At 74.2% G+C, this 21,590-nt stretch carries 19 protein-coding genes and 1 tRNA gene; 8 read left to right on the forward strand and 12 right to left on the reverse strand.

From position 1 onward, the window contains the following. Positions 1–131: 131 nt before the first annotated feature. Both ACI791_RS00885 and ACI791_RS00890 read right to left on the reverse strand, forming a co-directional pair. Positions 132–854, reverse strand: coding sequence for a PIG-L deacetylase family protein (locus ACI791_RS00885; RefSeq protein WP_456584311.1), 723 nt, complete (start codon positions 852–854; stop codon positions 132–134). 61 nt (positions 855–915) lie between these two features. Beyond that, a complete protein-coding gene (locus ACI791_RS00890) occupies positions 916–1,278 on the reverse strand; it encodes a DoxX family protein (protein WP_456584312.1) in 363 nt (120 codons plus the stop codon). Positions 1,279–1,302: 24 nt separating this feature from the next. Between ACI791_RS00890 and ACI791_RS00895 the strand changes: the two genes are divergently transcribed. Further along, positions 1,303–2,058 (forward strand): sulfite exporter TauE/SafE family protein, encoded by a 756-nt coding sequence (locus ACI791_RS00895; RefSeq protein WP_456584313.1) that lies wholly within the window; start codon positions 1,303–1,305, stop codon positions 2,056–2,058. Positions 2,059–2,128: 70 nt separating this feature from the next. Here ACI791_RS00895 and ACI791_RS00900 read toward each other — a convergent pair whose 3' ends face one another. The 4 genes from ACI791_RS00900 to ACI791_RS00915 form a co-directional block, all read right to left on the reverse strand. Then, positions 2,129–3,223: a bifunctional RNase H/acid phosphatase gene (locus tag ACI791_RS00900; protein WP_456584314.1), complete on the reverse strand. Its 1,095-nt coding sequence runs from the start codon at positions 3,221–3,223 to the stop codon at positions 2,129–2,131. A gap of 103 nt (positions 3,224–3,326) precedes the next feature. Then, positions 3,327–4,067: a zinc ribbon domain-containing protein gene (locus ACI791_RS00905; RefSeq protein ID WP_347060116.1), complete on the reverse strand. Its 741-nt coding sequence runs from the start codon at positions 4,065–4,067 to the stop codon at positions 3,327–3,329. Positions 4,068–4,072: 5 nt separating this feature from the next. Continuing rightward, positions 4,073–4,516, reverse strand: a complete 444-nt coding sequence (locus ACI791_RS00910; RefSeq protein WP_456584315.1) for a hypothetical protein — start codon at positions 4,514–4,516, stop codon at positions 4,073–4,075. Further along, positions 4,513–6,315, reverse strand: a complete 1,803-nt coding sequence (locus tag ACI791_RS00915; RefSeq protein ID WP_456584316.1) for a carbon starvation CstA family protein — start codon at positions 6,313–6,315, stop codon at positions 4,513–4,515. Before ACI791_RS00915 ends, ACI791_RS00910 begins: the two co-directional genes overlap by 4 nt. Before the next feature lie 63 nt (positions 6,316–6,378). On the opposite strand from ACI791_RS00915, the gene ACI791_RS00920 reads away from it, so the two are divergent. Beyond that, positions 6,379–7,158: a hypothetical protein gene (locus ACI791_RS00920; protein ID WP_456584317.1), complete on the forward strand. Its 780-nt coding sequence runs from the start codon at positions 6,379–6,381 to the stop codon at positions 7,156–7,158. A 10-nt stretch (positions 7,159–7,168) separates the two neighbouring features. Here the strand turns inward: ACI791_RS00920 and ACI791_RS00925 are convergent, their stop codons facing one another. Further along, positions 7,169–7,987 (reverse strand): Nif3-like dinuclear metal center hexameric protein, encoded by an 819-nt coding sequence (locus ACI791_RS00925; protein WP_456584318.1) that lies wholly within the window; start codon positions 7,985–7,987, stop codon positions 7,169–7,171. Positions 7,988–8,045: 58 nt separating this feature from the next. On the opposite strand from ACI791_RS00925, the gene ACI791_RS00930 reads away from it, so the two are divergent. The 4 genes from ACI791_RS00930 to ACI791_RS00945 all read left to right on the forward strand — a co-directional run bounded on the left by ACI791_RS00930 (position 8,046) and on the right by ACI791_RS00945 (position 13,788). Further along, positions 8,046–10,010, forward strand: coding sequence for an FUSC family protein (locus tag ACI791_RS00930; protein WP_456584319.1), 1,965 nt, complete (start codon positions 8,046–8,048; stop codon positions 10,008–10,010). A gap of 152 nt (positions 10,011–10,162) precedes the next feature. Beyond that, positions 10,163–11,143 (forward strand): alpha/beta fold hydrolase, encoded by a 981-nt coding sequence (locus tag ACI791_RS00935; protein ID WP_456584320.1) that lies wholly within the window; start codon positions 10,163–10,165, stop codon positions 11,141–11,143. A gap of 147 nt (positions 11,144–11,290) precedes the next feature. After that, positions 11,291–12,748 (forward strand): WS/DGAT/MGAT family O-acyltransferase, encoded by a 1,458-nt coding sequence (locus ACI791_RS00940; protein WP_456584321.1) that lies wholly within the window; start codon positions 11,291–11,293, stop codon positions 12,746–12,748. Beyond that, on the forward strand, positions 12,745–13,788 hold the full coding sequence (locus tag ACI791_RS00945) for an NAD-dependent epimerase/dehydratase family protein (RefSeq protein WP_456584322.1): 1,044 nt from the start codon (positions 12,745–12,747) through the stop codon (positions 13,786–13,788). The genes ACI791_RS00940 and ACI791_RS00945 overlap by 4 nt, the downstream gene beginning before the upstream one ends. A gap of 31 nt (positions 13,789–13,819) precedes the next feature. On the opposite strand, the gene ACI791_RS00950 is transcribed toward ACI791_RS00945, so the two are convergent. After that, positions 13,820–14,731, reverse strand: coding sequence for an alpha/beta fold hydrolase (locus ACI791_RS00950; RefSeq protein WP_456584323.1), 912 nt, complete (start codon positions 14,729–14,731; stop codon positions 13,820–13,822). 217 nt (positions 14,732–14,948) lie between these two features. Here ACI791_RS00950 and ACI791_RS00955 point away from each other — a divergent pair, with 217 nt between their 5' ends. After that, positions 14,949–15,752 carry an esterase/lipase family protein gene (locus tag ACI791_RS00955; RefSeq protein WP_456584324.1) on the forward strand — a complete coding sequence of 268 codons (804 nt, stop codon included), beginning with the start codon at positions 14,949–14,951 and terminating at the stop codon, positions 15,750–15,752. 114 nt (positions 15,753–15,866) lie between these two features. On the opposite strand, the gene ACI791_RS00960 is transcribed toward ACI791_RS00955, so the two are convergent. The 3 genes from ACI791_RS00960 to ACI791_RS00970 all read right to left on the reverse strand — a co-directional run bounded on the left by ACI791_RS00960 (position 15,867) and on the right by ACI791_RS00970 (position 17,014). After that, a tRNA-Val gene (locus ACI791_RS00960) sits at positions 15,867–15,938 on the reverse strand. Positions 15,939–15,972: 34 nt separating this feature from the next. Further along, positions 15,973–16,434 (reverse strand): peroxiredoxin, encoded by a 462-nt coding sequence (locus ACI791_RS00965; RefSeq protein ID WP_456584325.1) that lies wholly within the window; start codon positions 16,432–16,434, stop codon positions 15,973–15,975. Positions 16,435–16,594: 160 nt separating this feature from the next. Next, on the reverse strand, positions 16,595–17,014 hold the full coding sequence (locus ACI791_RS00970; RefSeq protein WP_113810483.1) for a DUF3052 domain-containing protein: 420 nt from the start codon (positions 17,012–17,014) through the stop codon (positions 16,595–16,597). Between the two features lie 416 nt (positions 17,015–17,430). On the opposite strand from ACI791_RS00970, the gene aceE reads away from it, so the two are divergent. Continuing rightward, entirely contained in the window at positions 17,431–20,232 is a 2,802-nt protein-coding gene (aceE, locus tag ACI791_RS00975) for a pyruvate dehydrogenase (acetyl-transferring), homodimeric type (protein ID WP_456584326.1), read from the forward strand. A gap of 102 nt (positions 20,233–20,334) precedes the next feature. Here the strand turns inward: aceE and ACI791_RS00980 are convergent, their stop codons facing one another. Next, a complete protein-coding gene (locus ACI791_RS00980; protein ID WP_456584327.1) occupies positions 20,335–21,588 on the reverse strand; it encodes a M20 metallopeptidase family protein in 1,254 nt (417 codons plus the stop codon). Positions 21,589–21,590: the final 2 nt, after the last annotated feature.

Here is a 21,590-nt window from a genome sequence, read left to right on the forward strand (position 1 = left end):
GGACGGGAGGAATGGCGAGGATCCGTGGCGATCCAGTGGGCATTGCGACCGCAGCCGGCCGCGCGTCGGGGTCCTCGGGGAGCATGGGAATCGTCGCTCCCCGGCCGACTCGCCGCCGGTGCCGGCGGTGGTCATCCCCAGTAGAGCGTGAAGCCCACCCGGCGGCCGCCGTCCTCGGTGAGGGTCGCCATGTCGATCTGCTGCCGGGCCTGCTCCTCGACCGGCTCGTCCGACAGCGCCTCGAGGTACCGGCGGTGCTCGGTGAGCGAGGCGACGGCGGCCTCCGCTCCCCCGCTGACGTCCATCGCGTGCGGTGGCTCGCCGCCCATGTGCTGCACCGCGACGTACTGCACGCCGGCCCACGGCTCCTCGGCGAGGTCCGGGAAAATCCACTCGTTGGCCGCATCGGCGACCGCATCGAGCACCGACCGGGTGAGCGCCCGGTGGTCCGGGGAGTTCAAGGCGACAGGGCTGACGCCGGGCGGTGTCCAGGCGTCCCCGCCGTGCAGAGTCACCACCAGCTCCGGGCGGTGTCGCCGGATGCCCCCGGCGAGCTCCCGGCGCAGCTCCGGGCCGGCCACCAGCACGCCGTCACGCTGGTCGAGGAACTCGACCTCGGTGACGCCGACGACCGCGGCCGACGCCCGCTCCTCGGCCTCCCGCAGCAGGCCCGCCTCGGCCGGAGGCATCCCGGCGATCCCCGCCTCGCCGCGGGTGGCCAGCAGGTAGTGCACCTCCTTGCCGGCCGCCGTCCACACGGCGACGGCGGCGGCGAGGCCGTACTCGATGTCGTCGGGGTGGGCGGCGACGACCAGGGCGCGCTGCCAGTCGTCGGGCATCGGGGCGCTCGGCATGCCCGCAGTGTGCCCAGCCCCGGCGCGGTGGTCACCCTCTCGGCACGGCAGCCGCCCTCGGTCATGCCCGGCCGCGGGCGACCCGCAGCGCAGCCCGCACCATGGGCACCTGCAGGGGCAGCCGCACCGCCGCGACCGCGAGCGGAACTGCCGCCCGCGGAACGATCCGGAACGTGTGCAGATGCGCCGGCACGAAGGCCAGCAGCAGGCCGACGGCGGCCCAGCCGCCCGCGCGCCGGGTGGCCGGCGCGGCCAGCAGCGCCGCGGTGCCGATCTCGGCGACGCCGGAGGCGAGCACCCATGCGCGGGCGTCGCCGAGCTCCGGGGGCACCAGCCACTGGTAGGTGCGCGGCCGCACCAGGTGGAGCACCCCGGATCCACCCAGCAGCGCTCCCAGCCACGTCGCGCTCGGCGGCTTCCGCACGGGCCCACCGTAGGGTTCCCCGTCGTGTCCGCCGTCGACCTGCTCATCGCCGCCGGTGTCGCCTTCGTCGCCGGTGTCGTCAACTCCATCGCCGGCGGCGGTTCCCTGATCCTCTTCCCCACCCTGGTGGCCCTGGGGCTCGGCACGGTGGCGGCCAACGTCACGAACTCCCTGGCCCAGTGGCCCGGCTACCTCGGCGGCGTCGCCGGCTTCCGGCGCGAGTACGCCGGGCAGCGCCGCCGGCTGGTCCGCTTCTCGGCGGTCGCCGTCGCCGGCGGGCTGGTGGGCAGCGTCCTGCTGCTCACCACGCCCTCGGAGGCCTTCGACGTCGTGGTCCCCGTGCTGGTCCTGATGGCCAGCCTGCTGCTCGCCGTCCAGCCCCTGGTGACCCGGCGCCTGGCCGGTCAGGCCGCCGGCGAGCCCGGCCGCGACCCCGCCTGGCTGTACCCGGCGCTGTTCCTCGCCACCGCTTACGGCGGCTACTTCGGCGGCGCGCTCGGCGTGATCCTCGTCGGCGTGCTGGGCATCGGGCTGCACCGGCTGAAGCTGGCCAACGCGCTGAAGTCCGCGCTCGCGGCGGTCACCGCCACGGTGACGCTGGTGGTGTTCGGCGTCTTCGGGCCGGTCGCCTGGGCCGTCGTCGCCGTCGCCGCGCCGGCCAGCCTCGTCGGCGGCTTCCTCGGCGCCCGGATCGCCAGCCGCATCCCGGTGGCTCCCCTGCGGGTGCTCATCGTGACCTTGGGCGTGGCCGTCTCGATCTACCTGTTCGCCCGGGTCTGACCCGCCGACGAGGGTGCCGGTCCGCGGTCACGTGACGGCGCCGACCGTCGGCCGAGGACGGCCGGACCGCTCAGCGCAGGTGCGCGGTGTCGTTCACCAGCCGCACCGAGGCCCCGCCCTCGGACGTCCAGGCGACCGTGCACAGCGACGCCGCCTCGAGGAACACCCGATGGACGACGTCGTCGCCGACCCCGAGCCCGGCCGCGAGCAGCAGCTTGATCGGCGTGACGTGGCTGACCACCAGCACGGTCCTTCCCGCATGCCGGGTGAGGATGCGCCGGCGGGCACCGGCCAGCCGGAGGCTCACGTCGGCGATCGACTCACCCCCCGGCGCGGCCACCGTCACGTCGGACATGAAGCGGCGCACGGCCAGCGGGTGCCGGGCGCGGGCCTCGTCGAAGGTCAGCCCCTCCAGGTCGCCGAAGTCCAGCTCCCGGAGGTCGTCGTCGAACTCGACGGTCAGCCCGAGCCGGGCGGCCACGATCTCGGCGGTCTCCCGCGCGCGGGCCAGCGGCGAGGCGACGACGACCTCGATGCCCAGGTGCGCGGCACGCTCCCCCGCCGCCTCGGCCTCGGCCCGGCCGGTGCGGGATAGCGGCAGCTCGTTGCGCCCGCTGAACCGGCGCTCGGGCGTGTGCTCGGTCTGCCCGTGGCGCAGCAGGTGCGTGACGGTGGTGACGACGGGAGCAGGCTCGCGCACCGGCTGGACGTCGTCCTCGGCGGCCGAGGGCTCGGCGGCGGCGTCGCGGTGCACCGGCCGGCCGTCCATCGCGCTGTTGGCAAGCGCGTCGGCCGCACCGTTCTGCGCCCGCGGCACCCACGTGTACCGGACACTCCCCAGCTTCCGGGCGATCTGCTGGGCCTGCAGCGCGAGCTGCTGCATGTCGGGGTGCTTGATCTTCCAGCGGCCCGACATCTGCTCGACGACGAGCTTGGAGTCCATCCGCACCTCGACCTGGGCGGAGGCGTCGAGGTCGAGCGCCGCCTGCAGCCCGGCGACCAGCCCGCCGTACTCGGCGACGTTGTTGGTGGCCCGCCCGACCGACGCGGCGCGCTCGGCCAGCACCCGCCCGGTCTGCGCATCCCGCACCAGCGCGCCGTAGCCGGCCGGCCCGGGGTTGCCCCGCGACCCGCCGTCCGCCTCGACGATGAACCGACGGCTCACCGTGCTCCCCGCCCGACTCCGGACTCGATCCACTCCTCGGTCGCCGTCCCCCGCAGGCGGGAGGTGCCTCCAGCCAGTGGCGATGCTCCCTCGCCCGTCGTCCTCACAGTCCGGACTCGGCGGTGCGCACCAGGATCCGGCCGCAGTTCTCGCACCGGACGACCTCGTGCGGGTCGGCGTTGCGCACCGCGGCGAGGTCCCGGCCGTTCAGCTCGATCCGGCACCCCTGGCACTGCCGGGCCTTGAGCATCGCCGCACCGGTGGTGCCGGTCTGCGCGCGGATCCGGTCGTAGAGCCCCAGCAGCGGCGCCGAGATGCCCCCGGCGACGGCGGCCCGTGCGGCCTCGTGCCGCGCCGTGCTGTCGGCGATGTCGGCCAGCGCGTCCTCGCGCAGCTGCTCGGCCCGCTCGAGCGCGGCGCGCGCCTCCTCCACACCCGCCCGCGCCTCCCGGAGGGCGGCCTCGGCGGTCTCCAGGCTCTCCATCAGCTCGAGCTCCTGGTCCTCCAGGTCCGACTGACGGCGCGCCAGTGACTGCAGCTCGTGTTGCAGATCGGTCATCTGCTTGGCCGCGACGCTGCCCGAGTCGAGCAGCTTCTGGTCCTTGGCCGCGCGGGCCCGGACGGTCTCCACGTCCGCCTCGAGCCGCTTCACCTCGCGCTGCAGGTCCCGCGCCGCGGTCTCGGCCCGGACGGCGTCATCGGCCAGCGCCCGTTCCGCCTGGGCGGCGGACTCCACGGCGACGGCCTCCGGAAGCGTCCGCCTGCGGTGCGCGAGCTGGGTGAGCGCGACGTCCTCCGCCGCCAGCTCCAGGAGCTTCTGCTGCTCGAAATGGTCGGCCTTCACGCCGCTCAACCTACCTGCGGCTGCCCCGCCCGCCCCGCCGGTGAGCCGGCGGCTCCCCGCAGGCCCAGCTCCACCTCCACCGCGGCCACCGCCGCCGCCGGGGCGGGCAGCCGGCCCGAGGCGAGCACCGCCCCGTCGGCGATCAGGGACTCCACGGCCATCCCGGCGCGGACCGACCGCCGCAAGGCCGCACCGCGCAGCCCCCGGCGCCGGCCGTCGGTGACCAGGGCCGGCAGCAGCCAGAGCCAGTTCGACGGCGAGACCACCTCGACCGCGACGTCGGCCGGCACCGCCGCGCGGAGCGCCCGGTACACCGCCGCCACGGTGTCCTCCGACGGCGCGTGGGCGTGCGAGCCGCCCTCGTCGAAGGGCCGGACGTCCCCGCTGCAGCAGCCGCCGGACCCGGCGGCCGCGCGCGGGCCGCGGACGAGGACGACCCGCCGGCTCACCGGTCGCCGTCCCGGTCGGGGCCTCCGATCGGGCGGTCCGACGTCGGCTCGTCCGGGTTCGCCCGGGCCACGACGGACTCCCGCCCGGCACCGGTGCCGTCGGCGTCCACGACCGACGGCCGCTCCCGGTGCGCCGCGCGGAGGGCCAGGGCGGCCTCGACGATCAGCCAGACCGCCAGGACGAAGATGACCGCGTCCAGCGGCGCCAGGACCCACTGGTCGTCCCGGACGAAGTTGCGCAGGTTGACCAGCAGCGCCCACGTGGTCATGGCCAGCAGGAACACCAGCGGCACGAGGGCGGCGATCGGGTTCCGACCCCGCCGGGTGATCCACACCGCGATGACCGACAGCGCGAGCCCTGCGGTGAGCTGGTTGGTGGTCCCGAACAGCTGCCACAGGACGCCGAACGTGTACCCCGCCTCCCCGCCGCCGGGCAGGAGCGCCATGGCCAGCGGGATCACGACGGCGATGGTGGTCGCCACCGTGAGGTTCCGGGAGAGCGCTCGGACCTTGACCAGCTCGCCGATCTCCTGGACGACGTAGCGCTGCAGCCGCACGCCGGTGTCCATCGTGGTGGCGGCGAAGCTGATGACGACGACCGCGGCGAAGATGGTCGCGAGGTCCAGCGGGATGGCGATGTTGTTGGCGAACTCGGCCACCCCCCGGACGAAGTTGCCGGTGGCGCCGCTCGACGCCGTGGCGAAGTCGGGGTAGAGCGCCTGCCAGTCGGCCTGGGACGCCGCGACCCCCGCCGTGGCGGCGAGGACAGCGCCGGTGGCCAGGGAGCCCTCCCCGACGGCGCCCATGTACCCGACGTAGCGGGCGTCGGACTCCTTGTCCAGCTGCTTGGAGGTGGTCCCGGAGGAGACCAGCGAGTGGAAGCCGGAGATCGCCCCGCAGGCGATGGTGATGAACAGGAACGGGAAGAAGCTCGGTGACCCCTCGGGGACGTCGTTGACCACCGGCGCCTGGATGGTGTTCATGCCGACGATGACGCCCAGGGCGATGACCCCGAGCGCGATGAACAGCTGGTGGCTGTTGATGTAGTCGCGCGGCTGCAGCAGGACCCACACCGGGATGCGCGAGGCGATCCAGGTGTAGGCGAAGAGCAGGACGACCCAGACGTTGCGGGTCTGCTCGACGCCGAGCGCCTCGGCCAGCCCGTCGAGCGAGATCGGAAAGGCGTTGCCGACCAGGATCAGCGCGTAGAGCACCACCACGCCCACGATCGAGGGCAGCAGGGCCGACGAGCGGGTGCGGTAGATGTAGACACCGATGGCGATGGCCAGCGGGATCTCGCCCACGATCGGGATGACCGCGCCCGGGTTGGCGACGAACAGGTTGCCGATGACCACCGCGAACACCGCGTTCACCAGGGTCAGCAGGAAGAAGATGATGGCCAGGAAGAGCTTGCGGGCCCGGCCGTTGATGACCTCGCCGGCCAGCGTGCCGATGCTCTTCGCCTTGTGCCGGACCGACACCGCCAGCGCGCCCAGGTCGTGCACCCCGGCGGCGAAGATCGTGCCGAGGACGATCCAGGTCAGCGCCGGTCCCCAGCCCCAGAAGACCGCGATCGCCGGGCCGACGATCGGCGCGGCCCCGGCCACCGAGGTGAAGTGGTGGCCGAAGAGGACGTGCTTGTTCGTCGGCACGAAGTCGTTGCCGTCGTTGAACTGGTGCGCCGGCGTGACGAAGGCCGGGTCGAGGGCGTACACCTTCCGGGCCAGGTAGCTGGAGTAGTACCGGTAGCCGAGGAAGAACAGCACCCCGACGACTGCGGCCACGACGAACGCGGGCACGGCGACCCCCAAGGTCCACGGGCGGCACCGTCGCCGCCGTCGGAGGGAGTAGACAACCAGGTGATGGACGCCACAAGTCTGCCCGCAGCGATCCACTCCGCCGGTGTGGCCGAACTGTTATGGCGCACGCCCGGCGAGGCGCCCGGCGCCGTCGGCGTCGTCCCCCTGGTCCTCGGCGGCCGGCCGGCGGTCGCCCTCCCGTGGGCGCACGTGGGGACCGCCCGCGCCGCGGCCTCGGGCGGCGCGGCGGCGCTGGTCCTCTCCGATCCGCGGCTGACCGGGTCCCGCTGGGCGCCCCTGGTGGCCACCGGGCCGCTCACGCTCGTCGAGGACGGCGCGGGCGACCTGTTCACCGACGAGCTGCTCGACCAGGAGCTGCGCAAGCATCCGCCGGCCCGCGCGCTCGCCGACTCACCGATGCTGCGCCGCGAGCACTGGTGGTACCTGCCCCGGCTGGTGCTGGTGCTGGAACCCGTCGACGTCGTCGCGGGCGGGCGGCGCGAGGGCCCGGGCGATGTGGTGCTGGGGGTCGACGACGGAACGCTGCACGTGCGCACCGTGCGGGTGGCCGACTGGGGCACCGCTCCGCTGGGGGTGCGGGGCGGTCCGGCGGGCGTGAGGGGACCGGCGGTGCTCGTCGGTCAGGAGCTGTCCGTGCCCGACGTCGAGCGGTGGACCGTGCACACGACCGCCGGCCGGTACGCCGACGACCGGCTCACCGTGACGCAACCGGCCGCGACCCGGGAGCTGGAGCCGGTGCCGGGCCTGCTCACCCGCATCCGCCGTCAGCGCGCCCTCGAGCGTTCCTGCGTCCGGGCGCTGCGCGCCGCCGGTCACGGTTGAGCCGGCGGGCTCAGCCGGCCGCGTCGGCCCGGCAGCTCCACGGATCGGTCCGCCGGGTGGACACCCCGACCTCCACCCGGTCGCCGAGATCGCCGCGCAGCACGTCGGCGGCCACCGGCAGCCAGGGCCACTCCGAGGCGTAGTGCGCCACGTCGACCAGCGCCGGACCCGGCACCTCCAGGGCGTCGGACACCGGGTGGTGCTTCAGGTCGCTGGTGAGGAGCACGTCCGCCCCGGCGGCCGCGGCGGCCGGGAGCAGCGACCCCCCGCTGCCGCCGCACACCGCCGCCCGGCGGACGATCCGGTCGGGGTCGCCCGCCGCCCGGACGCCCCCGGCCGTGGCCGGCAGCACCGCCGCCGCGTGCCCGGCGAACTCCCGCAGGGTCATCGGTCCGGGCAGCGCGCCCACGCGGCCGAGGCCGGCGCGCGGATCGTCGCCGGCCGGCTCCAGCGGAACGGGGTCGGCGAGCCCCAGGACGGCGGCCAGCGCGGCGTTGACCCCACAGGGCGCCCGGTCGGCGTTGGTGTGCGCGACGAACAACCCCGCGCCGGCCCGGATCAGCCGGTGCACCAGCCGGCCCTTGGCGTCGTCGGCCGGCACGCCGTGCACCGCGGTGAGGAACAGCGGGTGGTGGGTGACCAGCAACTGGGCGCCGGTGGCGACCACCTCGTCGACGACGGCGGCGGTGGGGTCGACGGCGAACAGCACCGACCGGACCTCGTCCGCGGGATCGCCGCACACCAGGCCGACCGCGTCCCAGCCCTCGGCGAGGGCGGGGTCGTAGCGGGCGTCGAGGGCGGCGAGGACCTCGCCGAGCAGCACGGTCACGGCTGGTCAGCGTAGGCGGGGGTGCACGCCCGGTGCTGCGCAGTGACAAGCTTCCGGAGTGGCGGACGGGCGGCGTCGGGAACGGGCGCTGCGGCCACCGGCATGGCTGGAGGAGCTGGTCCGCACCACGCCCCCGCCCGTCCCGTGGCGCGACGTCGCCAGGTTCGCCGTCGCCGTCCCCGCTCCGCTGGCCGCGTCCCTCACGGTCGGCGGCGGGCTGGACTCGGCCGCGGCCCTGGGCGCCGGCGTCTTCGGCACCATGGGGGCGCTCGCCGCGAGCCTGGCGCCGCAACCGGGGCCGCTGCGGGACCGGCTCCGGCGGATCGGCGCGGCGACGCTGTTCGGCACCCTGGGCCTGCTGACCGGCCAGTACGCCACCGGCGGCGGGTGGGAGCCGGTGGTGGTCATCGCCCTGCTGTCGGCGGTCGCCGCGCTCATCAGCGCGGTCAACGCCGCGCTCTCCCTGGGCTCGCTCCAGCTGCTGATCTACACGGCGCTGGCCTCCGGTCTGGTCACCCCGCTGCCGGCGGTCGCCGAGGTGGGCTTCTTCTTCTGCGGCGCGGCCTGGGCGACGCTGATCACCCTCGTCCAGGCCCGCACCGAGCAGCTCGACCCCGACCGGGCCGCCGTCGCCACGGTCTTCACGCGGATCGGCGAGCTGCTCGCGGCGATCGGCAGCGACACCGCGCCCGACGCCCGCCGGAGCCTCACCACCGCGCTCAACACCGCCTACGACCGCGTCATCCGCAGCCGCAGCCGCTCCGCCGGCCGCACCCGCCAGCTGTCCGAGCTGGCCGGCGTCCTGAACGCCGCGGCACCGCTGGTGGAGGGGGCGGTCGCCGCCGCGCGGGCGGGCGTGCCGGCCGACCCGCAGGACGTGACCGCGGTGCACGCACTGGCGGCGGCGATCACCGGGAGCGGTGAACTGACCGACCAGCGGCCCGCCCCGCTCGAGGAGGGGCACCCCGCCGTGCGGGCGGTGCGGCACGGCGTCCGGCTGGTGTGGAACGTCGTCGGCGATCCCGAGGAGCGGGCCAGCGCTGCGGCGCCCCGGCCGGAGTCCAGCCTCCGGGCCCGGGCGCGGGACCTGGCCGACCGAACCGTGGCCAGCGCAGACACCCGCGCCTTCGCCGTCCGCCTGTCGCTGTGCATGACCGTCGCCGAGATCGCCCGCCAGTACGTGCCGATCGAGCGTCCCTACTGGGTGCTGCTCACCGTCGCCATCATCCTCAAGCCCGACTTCGGGTCGGTGTTCACCCGCGCCGTGCAGCGCGGGGCCGGCACGCTGCTGGGCGTCCTGCTCGGCTCGGCGCTCCTGGCGGTCCTGCCCCGCAACGGCTGGGTGCTCGTCGCGCTCGCCTGCTCCGCGGCCGTCCTGCCGTGGGCCCGCAACGCGAACTTCGGGCTGTTCTCCGTCTTCCAGACGCCGCTGATCATCCTGTTGCTGGACCTCGCCCTCCCCGGCGGCCCGGGGCTGGTCGGCGCGCGGCTGCTGGACACGCTGATCGGCTGCGCCATCGTGCTGGTCTTCGGCTACCTGCTGTGGCCGCAGACCTGGCGGGCCCCCCTGGACGAGGCCCTGCGGGCCGCCGCCCTCGCCCTGGACGCCTTCGTCGACGCCGCCTTCACCGGCAGCCCGGCCGAGCGCCGGCGTGCCCGCCGGCGCAACTACCGCGCGCTCACCGAGCTGCAGACCCAGCTGCAGCGGCGGCTCGCCGAGCCGCCACCGATCAGCACGCGGGCAGCCGCCTGGTGGCCGGTCATCGTGCAGCTGGAGCGCACCTCCGACGCGGTCACCGAGGCGGTCATCGCCACCCGCGGCGGCGAGCCGGCCCCGGACCTCGCCCAGGTGGCGGTGCTGCGCCGGGCCATCCGCTCGCTCGAGGACGACGTCCGGGCACCCCGGGCACCGGACGACGCCGAGCTGCACGCCGAGGGCGTGCTGGCCCCGGTCGCGCGCGAGGTGGACGTGGCCCGCCGGCTGGTGCGGGACGCCGCGCCGGGCCGGCGCACCTGGCACTGACCGCGGCGGCGGGCGCCGAACCGGGGACCGGGGCACCGTTTCGTGCACACGTCGTCGTGCCGCGGGGCCCGGGACCACGGTTCGTGCACGAACCGTGGCCCCGGCGCTCCGCCCCGGTTGCGTGCCCGGCCCACGGGGCCTGGGATGGCGCCGTGCCCAGCGACCCGCCGCTGCTGATCCTGCCCCCGCTCGACGGCCCCCCGCCGCCGGGCTCCCGGACGGTGACCACCGACGACGGCGTCGACCTGCACGTGGAGGTGGACGGGCCGGCCGGGGGCGGGGCGATGGACGCACCGCTCACCGTCGTCCTCTGCCACGGCTTCACCGCCCGGCTGGCGGAGTGGCAGCTGCAGCGGGAGGCGCTGCGCGACCGCACCCGGCTGGTGCTCTGGGACCAGCGCGGGCACGGCCGGTCCGGCTGGACGCCGCTCACCAAGGCCACGATCGACCGCACCGGCCGTGACCTCGGCCAGGTGCTCGACGCCGTCGCCCCGACCGGGCCGGTGGTGCTGGCCGGGCACTCGATGGGCGGGATGAGCATCCTCGCGCTGGCCCGCCAGCGGCCGGAGCTGTTCGGCGGCCGGGTCGTCGGCGCGTTCCTGCTCGCCACCTCCGCCGGGGGGCTGGTCGGCACCGGTCCGGTCGGGTTCCTCGTGAAGGTGGGACGTCGGCTCGGCCTGCTGCCGCTGTACCTGTGGCTGCTCCAGCGGCTCGCCCCCCGGTTGGAGCAGCTGCCGTGGCGGGGACGGTTCGTGGGCCGACGGTCGATCCGGCGGTTGCTCTTCGGCCGGGACGACGCCGACCGACGCTCGGTCCGGATGGTCCAGGAGCTGCTGGAGGCGACGCCGCTGCCGGTGACCATGGCCTTCTACGCGACCTTCCTCGACCACGACGAGACCGCCGCCCTGCCGGTGCTGCGGCGGATACCGGTGACCGTGGTGGCCGCCACCCACGACCGGCTCACCCCGGCCGCGCACGGCCGGCGGATCGCCGAGACGATCGGGCCGGGAGCCGAGCTGGTCGTCGTCCCCGGCGCCGGGCACAGCGTGAACCTCACCCGCAGGGCGGTGGTCGACCAGGCGTTGCTCGACCTGCTCGACCGCGTCGAGGACGGCGTCCGCGAAGCCGGTTGACCGCGCCGAATCCGGGCACCCAGGCTGTGGCCGTCGCCACACAGTCAGGTTGCGTCTACCCAGAAGACACACATAACTTCGGCGGCCATCCGGGACGTGCGACGGCCCTGGTCCGAACAGCGGGACCGGGCGGCGAGGAGTGAAGACGTGGACCGCTTGAGCGCCCTCGACAGCGGGTTCTACTTCGCGGAGAGCGAGAACACCCCGATGCACGTGGGGTCGGTGGCCGTCTTCGACGGCCCGGCGCCCGGCTACGGCGACGTGGTGCGGCTGCTGCTGAGCAAGCTCCCGCTCGTGCCGCGCTACCGCCAGCGGGTCCGTGAGGTGCCGCTGCAGCTGGGCCGGCCGATGTGGGTCGACGACCCGCACTTCCAGATCCTCTACCACGTGCGGCACACCGCGGTGCCCTCGCCGGGCGGCGACGAGCAGCTGCGCAACCTGGCCGGCCGGGTGCTGGGCCAGCGCCTGGACATGGCCAAGCCGCTGTGGGAGCTGTGGCTGGTCGAGGGCCTGGCGGAGGGCCGCTGGGCGATCATCTCGAAGGTCCACCACTGCATGGTCGACGGCGTCGCCGGCACCGACCTCATGCAGCTGATGTTCGACCTCGATCCCGACGCCGCCCACGGCGATCCGCGCGACTGGACCCCGCGCCACGACCCCTCGTCGATGGCCCTCGTCGCCGGCGCCGTCACCGAGGCGATGACCCAGCCGTTGCGCACCCTCACCAGCCTGCCGAGCGTGGGCAGCGCGGTCCGGGGTGCCCGCGGCCTCACCGGAGTCGGGCGCACGCTGGCGAAGACGGTGCCGTCCCTGGCCCGGCAGGCGGTGACCCCGACGGCCCGCTCGCTCAACGGCCACATCGGCCCGCACCGCCGGTGGGCCTGGACCGCCGGGAGGTTCCAGGAGTTCAAGGCCGTCCGCACGGCGCTGGGCGGAACCGTGAACGACGTCGTTCTCACCGCCATCACCAAGGGCTTCCGCGACCTGCTGCAGGGCCGCGGGGAGCTGTCCTCGGAGGACCTGGTGGTCCGGTCGATGGTGCCGGTCTCGGTGCGCGCGCAGAGCAAGCGCGGCGCGCTGGACAACCAGGTGTCGTGCGTCTTCGTCGACCTGCCCGTCGGCGACCCCGACCCGGTCTCCCGGCTGCGGACCGTCCGCCGCCAGATGGACGAGCACAAGCGGGCCATGCAGGCCGTCGACGTCCCGTCGATCATCGCGATGGGCGACTTCGTGGCCCCGGGCCTGCTCTCCATGGGCGTCCGGGCAGGCATGCAGGCCGGGCAGATGTGGTGCCAGGCGGTCACCACCAACGTCCCAGGTCCGCGGGTGCCGCTCTACGTGCTGGGCAAGCGGATGACCTCGGCGCACGCCTACGTGCCGATCGCCGGTGGCATCCGGTGCTCCATCGGCATCTTCAGCTACCTCGACACGATGACCTTCGGCATCAACGCCGACTTCGACGCCTTTCCCGACGTCGACGTCCTCTCGGGCGGGATCCGGCGCGGCATCGAGGAGCTGCTCGAGCACGCCCGGGCCGACCAGGCCACCCCCGACGTCCCCCAGCCGACCGGCGCGAAGTCCCGCGCCCGGGCCAGCGCCCGATGAGCCCGACGAAGAGACGCGGCCCGGCCAGGGAGGCGGCGGGCGGGGAGCGCGGGCTGACCGTCGCGGTCACCGGCCCCACCGGCACCTTCGGCGCCGGCCTGCTCCCGCTGCTGCAGGACGACGACCGCGTCGAGCGGGTCATCGGCATCGCCCGCCGGGCGTTCGACCCGGCCGAGCGCGGCTGGACGAAGATGGAGTACCGGCAGGGCGACATCCGCGACCCCGAGGCGCTCCGGCAGGCGTTCCGCGGCGCCGACGTCGTCGTCCACCTGGCCTTCCTGATCACCGGGAACGCCTCCCGGGGCACGACGCGCGCCGTCAACGTCGACGGCACGCTGAACGTCTTCCGCGCGGCGGCCGCCGTCGGCGCCCGCCGGTTCGTCCACTCCTCCTCCGTGGCGGCGTACGGCTTCCACCGCGACAACCCCGAGCGGATCTCCGAGGACTGGCCGGTGCGCCCGGCGTCGCGGCTGTTCTACGCGCAGGAGAAGGCCGAGCTCGAGCACCTGCTGCAGGAGGAGGCGTCGGCCGCACCCGACCTGGCGCTGTACCTGCTGCGCCCGTCGGTGGTGCTCGGCCCGCATGCCGTCGGTGCCAAGGACGTGCTGCCCGGCCCGCTCGCACCGCTGGGCCGCCTGCTGTTCGGCCGGCCGCGGCGGTTGCCGGTTCCGGTGCCGCTGCTGGTGCCGAAGCATCCGCTGCAGTTCGTCCACGAGGACGACGTCGGCCAGGCACTGCTGCTCTGCGTCCTGGGCGCCGGGCCGCCCGGCGCCTACAACATCGCCGGCGAGGGCGTGCTGACCGCGGCCGACGTCGCCCGCGAGTTCGGCGCGATCCCGGTTCCGCTGCCCGCCGCGCCCGCGCAGGTGACGGCGCGGGCGGTGTCCCGGCTGCCGTTCCTCCCGCCGGCGGCCGAGTGGATCGAGGCGGCCGGCCGACCGGTGATCATGGACACCACCCGGGCCCGGGAGGAGCTGGGGTGGCGCCCCCGCTACACCGGCCTGGAGGCGCTGCGCGACACGCTCGACGCGCACCCCTGACCCGACCGCGGCGGCGGTGTCCCCCGCGTGGTCAGGCCGGCGAGCTGGTCAGCGCCGTGTCCCGCATCCAGTCGAGCATCTCGGCGACGGTCCGCTCCGGCTCCTGCAGCTGCGGCACGTGCCCGACGTCGGACCACTCCGCGTAGCGCCAGGCGGGGTGCTGCCGGGCGATGTCCCGGGCGGCCTGCACCGGCACCAGCCGGTCGCGGTCGCCGTGCACCAGCAGCACGGGAACGTCGATGGACGCCATCGCGGCCCGGTAGCGGCGGGGGTCGGCGAGCACCCGCAGCACCGAGCGGGCGGCGGCGAGGAACGCCCGGTCCATGCCCTGGACGTCGCGGCGCTCCTCGATGAGGGTGACCGACCGGTCGATGACGTCGGAGGGCACCCGCTCGGGGTCCACGCCCACCAGTTCCAGCATGTCGTGCACGCGGACCAGGGCCGACGTCCGCTGGCGCCGCCACCACAGGAAGCGCTCCCCCACGAACGGGATCGCGTACAGCGCGAACGTCATCGCCACCAGCGGATCCAGCGCGCGGCGCGGGCCGGGCACGGCGGGGTCGAGCAGCACCAGACCGCGCACCGCCTCGGGGTGCTCCCCCGTCGCCAGGACCGAGATCATGCCGCCCATGGAGTTCCCCACCAGGACGGCGGGCTCGCCGACCACCTCGGTGAGGAAACGGTGCAGCACCGTGACGTTGGCCGGGACGCTGGCCTTGCGGCCGCCGGGCTCGCTGCGGCCGAAGCCGGGGAGGTCGAGGGCGAACACCCGCGCGTGCTCCCGCAGGGCCGGGGCGACCAGGTCCCAGTTCAGGTGCGATCCACCGAGACCGTGCACCAGCACGACCGCCGGCCCGTCGGACGCGCCGCCGAAGTCCAGGTAGTGCACCGGGCCGTCCAGGTCCACGGTGCGGCTGCGGCCCGGCATGTCGTCCTCGCTCATCAGTGCCCTTCTTCCCCGTGCGGTCGTCCGTACCGTGGCACGAGTTGCCAGCGGGCGCAGTGCGGCCCGGTCGTGCGGATGCGCGGAACGCGAACGCGTGCTATGACGCAGGACACAGTTCGGCAACATGTGCCCGCGCGTATGCGACCGCCAGGTGTGAGCCAGGCCGCATCTTGGTAGAGCCCCTGCACGAATGGACGGCAGCCTGGAGGACGACGTGGCACGACAGCAGGGTGACGGTCCCGCACTCCCGCTCTACCTGAGCGAGCCCACCAGGGCGATCGCGGACTACGGCCTCTACCTGGCGGCCCGCCCGCTCACGCAGCGGTTGCCCAAGGGCGACGGGCACCCCGTGCTGGTCCTCCCCGGCTTCCTCGCCGACGACACCTCCACCCGGGTGCTGCGGGCGACGCTGCGGCGCCTGGGCTACCGCGTGCACGGCTGGGGGCTGGGCCGCAACATCGGCCCCACCGCCATCTGCGTCAACGGCCTGCGCGACAGGCTCGACTACCTGCACGGCCGCTACCGCCGCAAGGTGACGGTCATCGGGTGGAGCCTGGGCGGCATCTTCGCCCGGGACCTCGCCCGGCAGTCCCCCGACCAGGTGCGCCAGGTGATCACCCTCGGCAGCCCGTTCCGCATCGAGCGGCACACGCAGAGCCGAGCCAGCAAGGCGTTCGACCGCTACGCCCACCTGCACGTGGAGCAGCGTCAGTTCCCGCTCGAGTCCGAGGGCTGCCCGCTGCCGGTGCCCGCGACCTCGATCTACTCCCACTACGACGGCATCGTGCACTGGCAGACCTGCTTGAACCTCCCCGGCGAGCGCTGCGAGAACATCGCCGTCACCGCGAGCCACCTGGGCATCGGCCACCACCCGGCCGCCATCTGGGCGATCGCCGACCGGCTGGCCCAGCCCGAGGGCGAGTGGAAGCCGTTCCGGGCGCCGGCGTTCCTGCGCCCGGCCTTCCCGAAGCCGGCCGCCCCCCGCACCGCCGCGGCCGAGGACGCCGTCGCCGCCTGACGCCTCGTCCCGCCAAGCGGGCCGCACGCCGCCGGTCGTCGGCTCGTGGTGGTGTCCGGAGCTCGCGACACCACCACGAGCCGACGGCGGATGCCGCGGGATGTGGCACGACAGTGGGCGCGACAGGGTTCGAACCTGCGACCGCTCGCTTGTAAGGCGAGAGCTCTACCGCTGAGCTACGCGCCCGGCGCGTCCAGGGTATGGCCCCGGACGCCCGGCCTCAGGAGGCCAGCTTCGCGACGGCGTCCTTCCAGCCGGACTGCTGGCGGGCGTCGCCGGGCGCGTTCACCTCGGTGAAGGCGATGACACCCTCGGCGTCGACCAGGAAGGTGCCGCGCACGGCCATGCCGGCCTTCTCGTTGAACACGCCGTAGGCCTGGGCGACCGTGCCGTGCGGCCAGAAGTCCGAGAGCAGCGGGAACTCGAGGTTCTCCTGCGCCTTGAACGCCTTGAGGCTGAAGACGGGGTCGGTGCTGATGGCCAGCACCTTCACCCCGGCGTCGGTGTAGGAGGTCAGCTCGTCGCGCAGCTGGCAGAGCTCATCGGTGCAGATGCCGGAGAAGGCGAAGGGGTAGAAGACCAGCAGCACGGGGGTGCCGCGCAGGTCGGCGAGGGAGACGACCTGCTTGTCCTGGTCGGGAAGGGTGAACTCGGGGGCGCGGTCACCGACGGAGAGGCTCATGCCCCCGATCGTGCCGCACAGACGTTCAGTGACCGCCGTCGGCCCCGTCCAGAGGCTCGTCCTCAGCATGCGGGCGCTGGGGACGCGAGGCCCTTCGAGTGCTGGAACGACCCCTCTGCACGGTCGTACCGCCGAGCGGTGGGGCAGAGACGCCCTCCGCTCAGCGGCGGCTGCGCGCGGCCTTCGGGGTGACCAGGCGGATGCCCGACCAGTCCTTGGCCGCGGAGATGCTGCTGGTCTGCGACAGGCCGGCCGTCGGCGCCACCTCGGTGACGTCGCCCGGCTCCACGTGCCCGGGCCGGCCCGACTTCGGCACCAGCAGCCAGACGACGCCCTCGTCGGCCAGCGAGGTGAGCGCGTCGGTCAGGGCGTCGAACAGATCACCGTCGTCCTCGCGCCACCAGAGGATGACCACGTCGGCCACCTCGTCGGTGTCCTCGTCCACCATCTCGCTGCCCGAGGCCTCGATGATGGAGTCGCGCAGGTCCTCGTCGGCGTCCTCGCTCCAGCCGAGCTCCTGCACGACCATGCCCGGCTTGATGCCCAGCCGAGCCGCCATGCCGGCGCTGTCGACGCTCATCCCTGCTGCTCCTCCATGGGTCGGTCTGCTGACCTGCTGTGGGGTGGATGGTGCCCTGTCGGGCCGGTGACCGCGCGCGAAGGTGTCACAGGAGGACCGGGAGGGCGGCAGGTGCCGGGCGCGCGAAGGACGGGCACGGGACCGGAACCGACACGACCAGCGGGAGAATCACCCGCACCCTGGTCATGCCACCCCTCACCCTGTCACCGACGCGGTCACCTTCCGAGGGTCGCCCCCCGGAGCGGCGCCGTCCGTACGAGGCGCCGCTGGCGGAAGCGTAGGGCATGACGGGCACGACGCAAGCCTGCGTTCACCGGCGCGACGCCCGCGGTGCCCACCGGCCCGTGCGACACGACTTCCCCGGTAGATGGCACCGGGAGGTGACGGCGGCGAGGTCGGCAGGAGACGATGGACCCATGAGCGCACCGCAGCAGCCGGACGGCGACCCCGCCCGGGTAGGACAGGCCCGCGCGGTCATCACCGACGGGCTCCCCAGTCAGCTGGTCGACACCGACCCCGAGGAGACCCAGGAGTGGCTGGAGTCCCTCGACGCCGTCGTCGACCACGCCGGCCGCAACCGGGCCAGGTACCTGATGCTCCGCATGCTCGAGCGCAGCCGCGAGCAGCAGGTCGGCGTCCCGGCCCTGCGCAGCACCGACTACATCAACACGATCCCGCCGGAGCGCGAGCCCTGGTTCCCCGGTGACGAGGACGCCGAGCGCCGGATCCGCGCCTACATCCGGTGGAATGCCGCGATCATGGTGCACCGGGCGCAGCGACCCGGGATCGGCGTCGGCGGGCACATCTCCTCCTACGCGTCGTCGGCGTCGCTGTACGAGGTCGGTTTCAACCACTTCTTCCGCGGCAAGGACCACCCCGGCGGCGGCGACCAGATCTGGTTCCAGGGTCACGCCTCCCCCGGCATCTACGCCCGCGCGTTCCTCGAGGGCCGGCTCACCGAGCAGCAGCTCGACGGCTTCCGCCAGGAGGTCAGCCACCCCGGCGGCGGGTTGTCGTCCTACCCGCACCCCCGGCTGATGCCCGACTTCTGGGAGTTCCCCAGCGTCTCCATGGGCCTGGGCCCGATGAACGCCATCTACCAGGCGCGGTTCAACCGCTACCTGCACGCCCGCGGGATCAAGGACACCTCCGACCAGCACGTGTGGGCCTTCCTCGGCGACGGCGAGATGGACGAGCCCGAGTCGCTCGGTGTCATCGGCCTGGCCGCCCGCGAGGAGCTGGACAACCTCACCTTCGTCATCAACTGCAACCTGCAGCGGCTGGACGGCCCGGTCCGCGGCAACGGCAAGGTGATCCAGGAGCTGGAGTCGTTCTTCCGCGGCGCCGGCTGGAACGTCATCAAGGTGATCTGGGGCCGCGGCTGGGACAGGCTGCTGGCCGCCGACCGCGACGGCGCCCTGGTCAACCTGATGAACTCCACGCCCGACGGCGACTACCAGACGTACAAGGCCGAGGACGGCGCCTTCGTCCGCGAGCACTTCTTCGGCCGCGACCCGCGGACCCGCAAGCTCGTCGAGGGGATGAGCGACAAGGAGGTCTGGGACCTCGCCCGCGGTGGCCACGACTACCGCAAGGTCTACGCCGCCTACAAGGCCGCGATGGAGCACAAGGGCCAGCCCACGGTCATCCTCGCCAAGACCATCAAGGGCTGGACGCTGGGCAGCCACTTCGAGGGCCGCAACTCGACGCACCAGATGAAGAAGCTGACCGCCGAGGACCTCGCCGCCTTCCGCGACCGGCTCTACCTGGACATCCCCGACTCGGCGCTGGACAAGACCCTGCCGCCCTACTACAAGCCCGACCCGGACTCCGACGAGATGCAGTACATGCTCGAGCGGCGCCGGGCGCTGGGCGGCGCCGTGCCGCGCCGGCGGTCGGAGTTCAAGACGCTCAAGGCGCCCGAGGACAAGGCGCTCGACGTCCTGCGGCGCGGTTCGGGCAAGCAGGAGGTGGCGACGACGATGGCGTTCGTCCGCCTGCTCAAGGAGCTGCTCAAGGACCCCGAGCTCGGCCCGCGCTTCGTGCCGATCATCCCGGACGAGGCCCGCACGTTCGGGATGGACAGCCTCTTCCCGACGCAGAAGATCTACAACCCGGCGGGCCAGCGGTACACCTCGGTCGACCGCGAGCTGATGCTCACCTACAAGGAGTCCGAGCAGGGCCAGATCCTGCACGAGGGCATCAACGAGGCCGGCTCGACGGCGTCCTTCACGGCCGTCGCGACGTCGTACTCGACCCACGGCGAGCCGATGATCCCCATCTACATCTTCTACTCGATGTTCGGGTTCCAGCGGACCGCCGACTCCATCTGGGCCGCCGCCGACCAGATGAGCCGGGGCTTCCTGCTGGGCGCCACCGCCGGGCGCACCACGCTCAACGGCGAGGGGCTGCAGCACGAGGACGGCCACTCGCTGCTCATGGCGCACACCAACCCCGCGGTGGTGTCCTACGACCCGGCGTTCTCCTACGAGGTCGCCCACATCACCCGCGACGCGCTGGTGCGCATGTACGGCGAGGACCCGGGCGCCCCGCTGGGCGGCTCCCGCTCCCCCGACGTCATGTACTACCTGACCGTCTACAACGAGCCGTTCAACCAGCCGGCCGAGCCCGACGGGCTCGACGTGCAGGGGCTCCTGGCCGGGATGTACCGCTACGCCGAGGGTGCGGGCGGCGACGGTCCCCGCACGCAGCTGCTCGCCTCCGGCGTGGCGGTGCCGTGGGCGCTCCGGGCGCAGGAGCTGCTGGCCCAGGACTGGGGCGTCACCGCCGACGTGTGGTCGGTGACCTCCTGGACGGAGCTGCGCCGCCAGGCCGACGAGTGCGACGAGTGGAACCTGCTGCACCCGGAGGAGGAGCCGCGGACCCCGTACGTCACCGCGCGGCTGCAGCAGACCACCGGCCCCGTGGTGGCGGTCTCGGACTGGATGCGCGCCGTGCCGGACCTGATCGCGCCGTACGTGCCCGGTGGGATGTCGACGCTGGGCACCGACGGGTTCGGCCTCTCCGACACCCGGCCCGCGCTGCGCCGGCACTTCCACGTCGACGCCGAGTCGATCGTGGTGCGGGCGCTGGCGTCGCTGGCCGACGAGGGTCAGGTGGATCGCGCGAAGGTCCGCGAGGCCGTGGAGAAGTACCAGGTGCGCGACGTGCAGGCCGCGCCCCCCGACGAGCGGTCGGACCCCAGCCCGGCGACCTGACGAAGGACCCCCTGCCCCGCCGCTCGCGAGCTCGCGGCGGAACCCTGCAGGGGGCCACCGTGGACGGCCCGTTTCCCTCCGGGGAGGCGGGCCGTTCCGCGTTCAGCCGGACAACGCCTGGAGGGCCATCTGCGCGTAGAGGGCCACCCCGGCGGGCAGCGGCTCCTCGTCGAAGACCGCCAGGTTGGAGTGGTTGGGCGGGGCCGTCGCCGGGTCCACGCCGTGCGGGCGGGCACCGAGCCACGCCATGACGCCGGGCACCCGCTGGAGCACGTAGGAGAAGTCCTCGGCCCCCATGAGCGGCGCGGGCATGAGCACGCTCGCCTGCCGGCCGAGCAGCTCGGCAGCGGTCTCCAGCACCTGAGCGGCCATGCCGGGGTCGTTCATCGTGACCGGGTAGCCCTCGAAGTGCTCCCAGTGCAGCTCCAGCTCGTGCGCGGCGGCGACGTGGGTGGCCACCCGATGGACCGAGGCGACGACGTCGGCCCGGCGCTCCGCGGAGAGCGTCCGGATCGTCCCCTCCAGGTAGGCGGTGTCGGGGATGACGTTGTTCGTGGACCCGGCCTCGATGTGCGCGACGGTGACGACGGCGGGGTCGAAGACGTCGACCCGCCGGGTCACCATGGCCTGCAGGGCCAGCACGATCTCCGCCGCCACCGGGATCGGATCGGCGGCCGCGTGCGGCTCCGAGGCGTGCCCACCGCGGCCCCGCAAGGTCATCCGCCACTGGTCGGCGGCGGCCATCATCGGCCCCGGCCGGACGTTGACGCTCCCACTGGGCAGCGTGGAGGAGATGTGCAGCGCGAACGCGCCGCTCACCGGCGCCTCCGGGACGACGTCGAGCAGGCCCTCGTCGAGCATGTACCGGGCGCCGTGGAAGCCCTCCTCGCCCGGCTGGACCATGAGGACCACCTGCCCGGCCAGCTCCTCCCGGCGGGCCGCGAGCAGCCGCGCGGCCCCGACGAGCATGGCGACGTGGGTGTCGTGCCCGCAGGCGTGCATCGCGCCGGGAACCTGCGAGGCGAAGGGCAGCCCGCTGTCCTCGTGCACGGGCAACGCGTCCATGTCGGCGCGCAGCAGGTAGGTCGGCCCCGGGCGCGCGCCGCGCAGCACCGCGACGACGGAGCTGGTCGTCGTCCCGGTGGTGACCTCCAGCGGCAGCTCCGCGAACGCCTCGAGCACCGCGGCCTGCGTGCGCGGCAGGTGCAGCCCGATCTCCGGGTGCCGGTGCAGCCGCCGGCGCAGCTCGATGGTGCGGTCGGCGTCGGAGTAGGCGGCGGCGAGCAGCGGAAGGTCCCCCTCGCCCCCCTCCGCTCGCACGCTCGCGGCGGGACCCTGCGCGGAGGCCGATTCCATGC

The organism is Blastococcus sp. SYSU DS0973 (assembly GCF_054051055.1).

Bases quoted from the DNA above. Each gene is read 5' to 3' on its own strand.
- ACI791_RS00885 (WP_456584311.1), bottom strand. From the start codon at position 854: ATGCCGAGCGCCCCGATGCCCGACGACTGGCAGCGCGCCCTGGTCGTC.
- ACI791_RS00920 (WP_456584317.1), top strand. From the start codon at position 6,379: ATGGACGCCACAAGTCTGCCCGCAGCGATCCACTCCGCCGGTGTGGCC.
- ACI791_RS00945 (WP_456584322.1), top strand. From the start codon at position 12,745: ATGAGCCCGACGAAGAGACGCGGCCCGGCCAGGGAGGCGGCGGGCGGG.
- ACI791_RS00950 (WP_456584323.1), bottom strand. From the start codon at position 14,731: ATGAGCGAGGACGACATGCCGGGCCGCAGCCGCACCGTGGACCTGGAC.
- ACI791_RS00965 (WP_456584325.1), bottom strand. From the start codon at position 16,434: ATGAGCCTCTCCGTCGGTGACCGCGCCCCCGAGTTCACCCTTCCCGAC.
- ACI791_RS00970 (WP_113810483.1), bottom strand. From the start codon at position 17,014: ATGAGCGTCGACAGCGCCGGCATGGCGGCTCGGCTGGGCATCAAGCCG.
- aceE (WP_456584326.1), top strand. From the start codon at position 17,431: ATGAGCGCACCGCAGCAGCCGGACGGCGACCCCGCCCGGGTAGGACAG.
- ACI791_RS00980 (WP_456584327.1), bottom strand. From the start codon at position 21,588: ATGGAATCGGCCTCCGCGCAGGGTCCCGCCGCGAGCGTGCGAGCGGAG.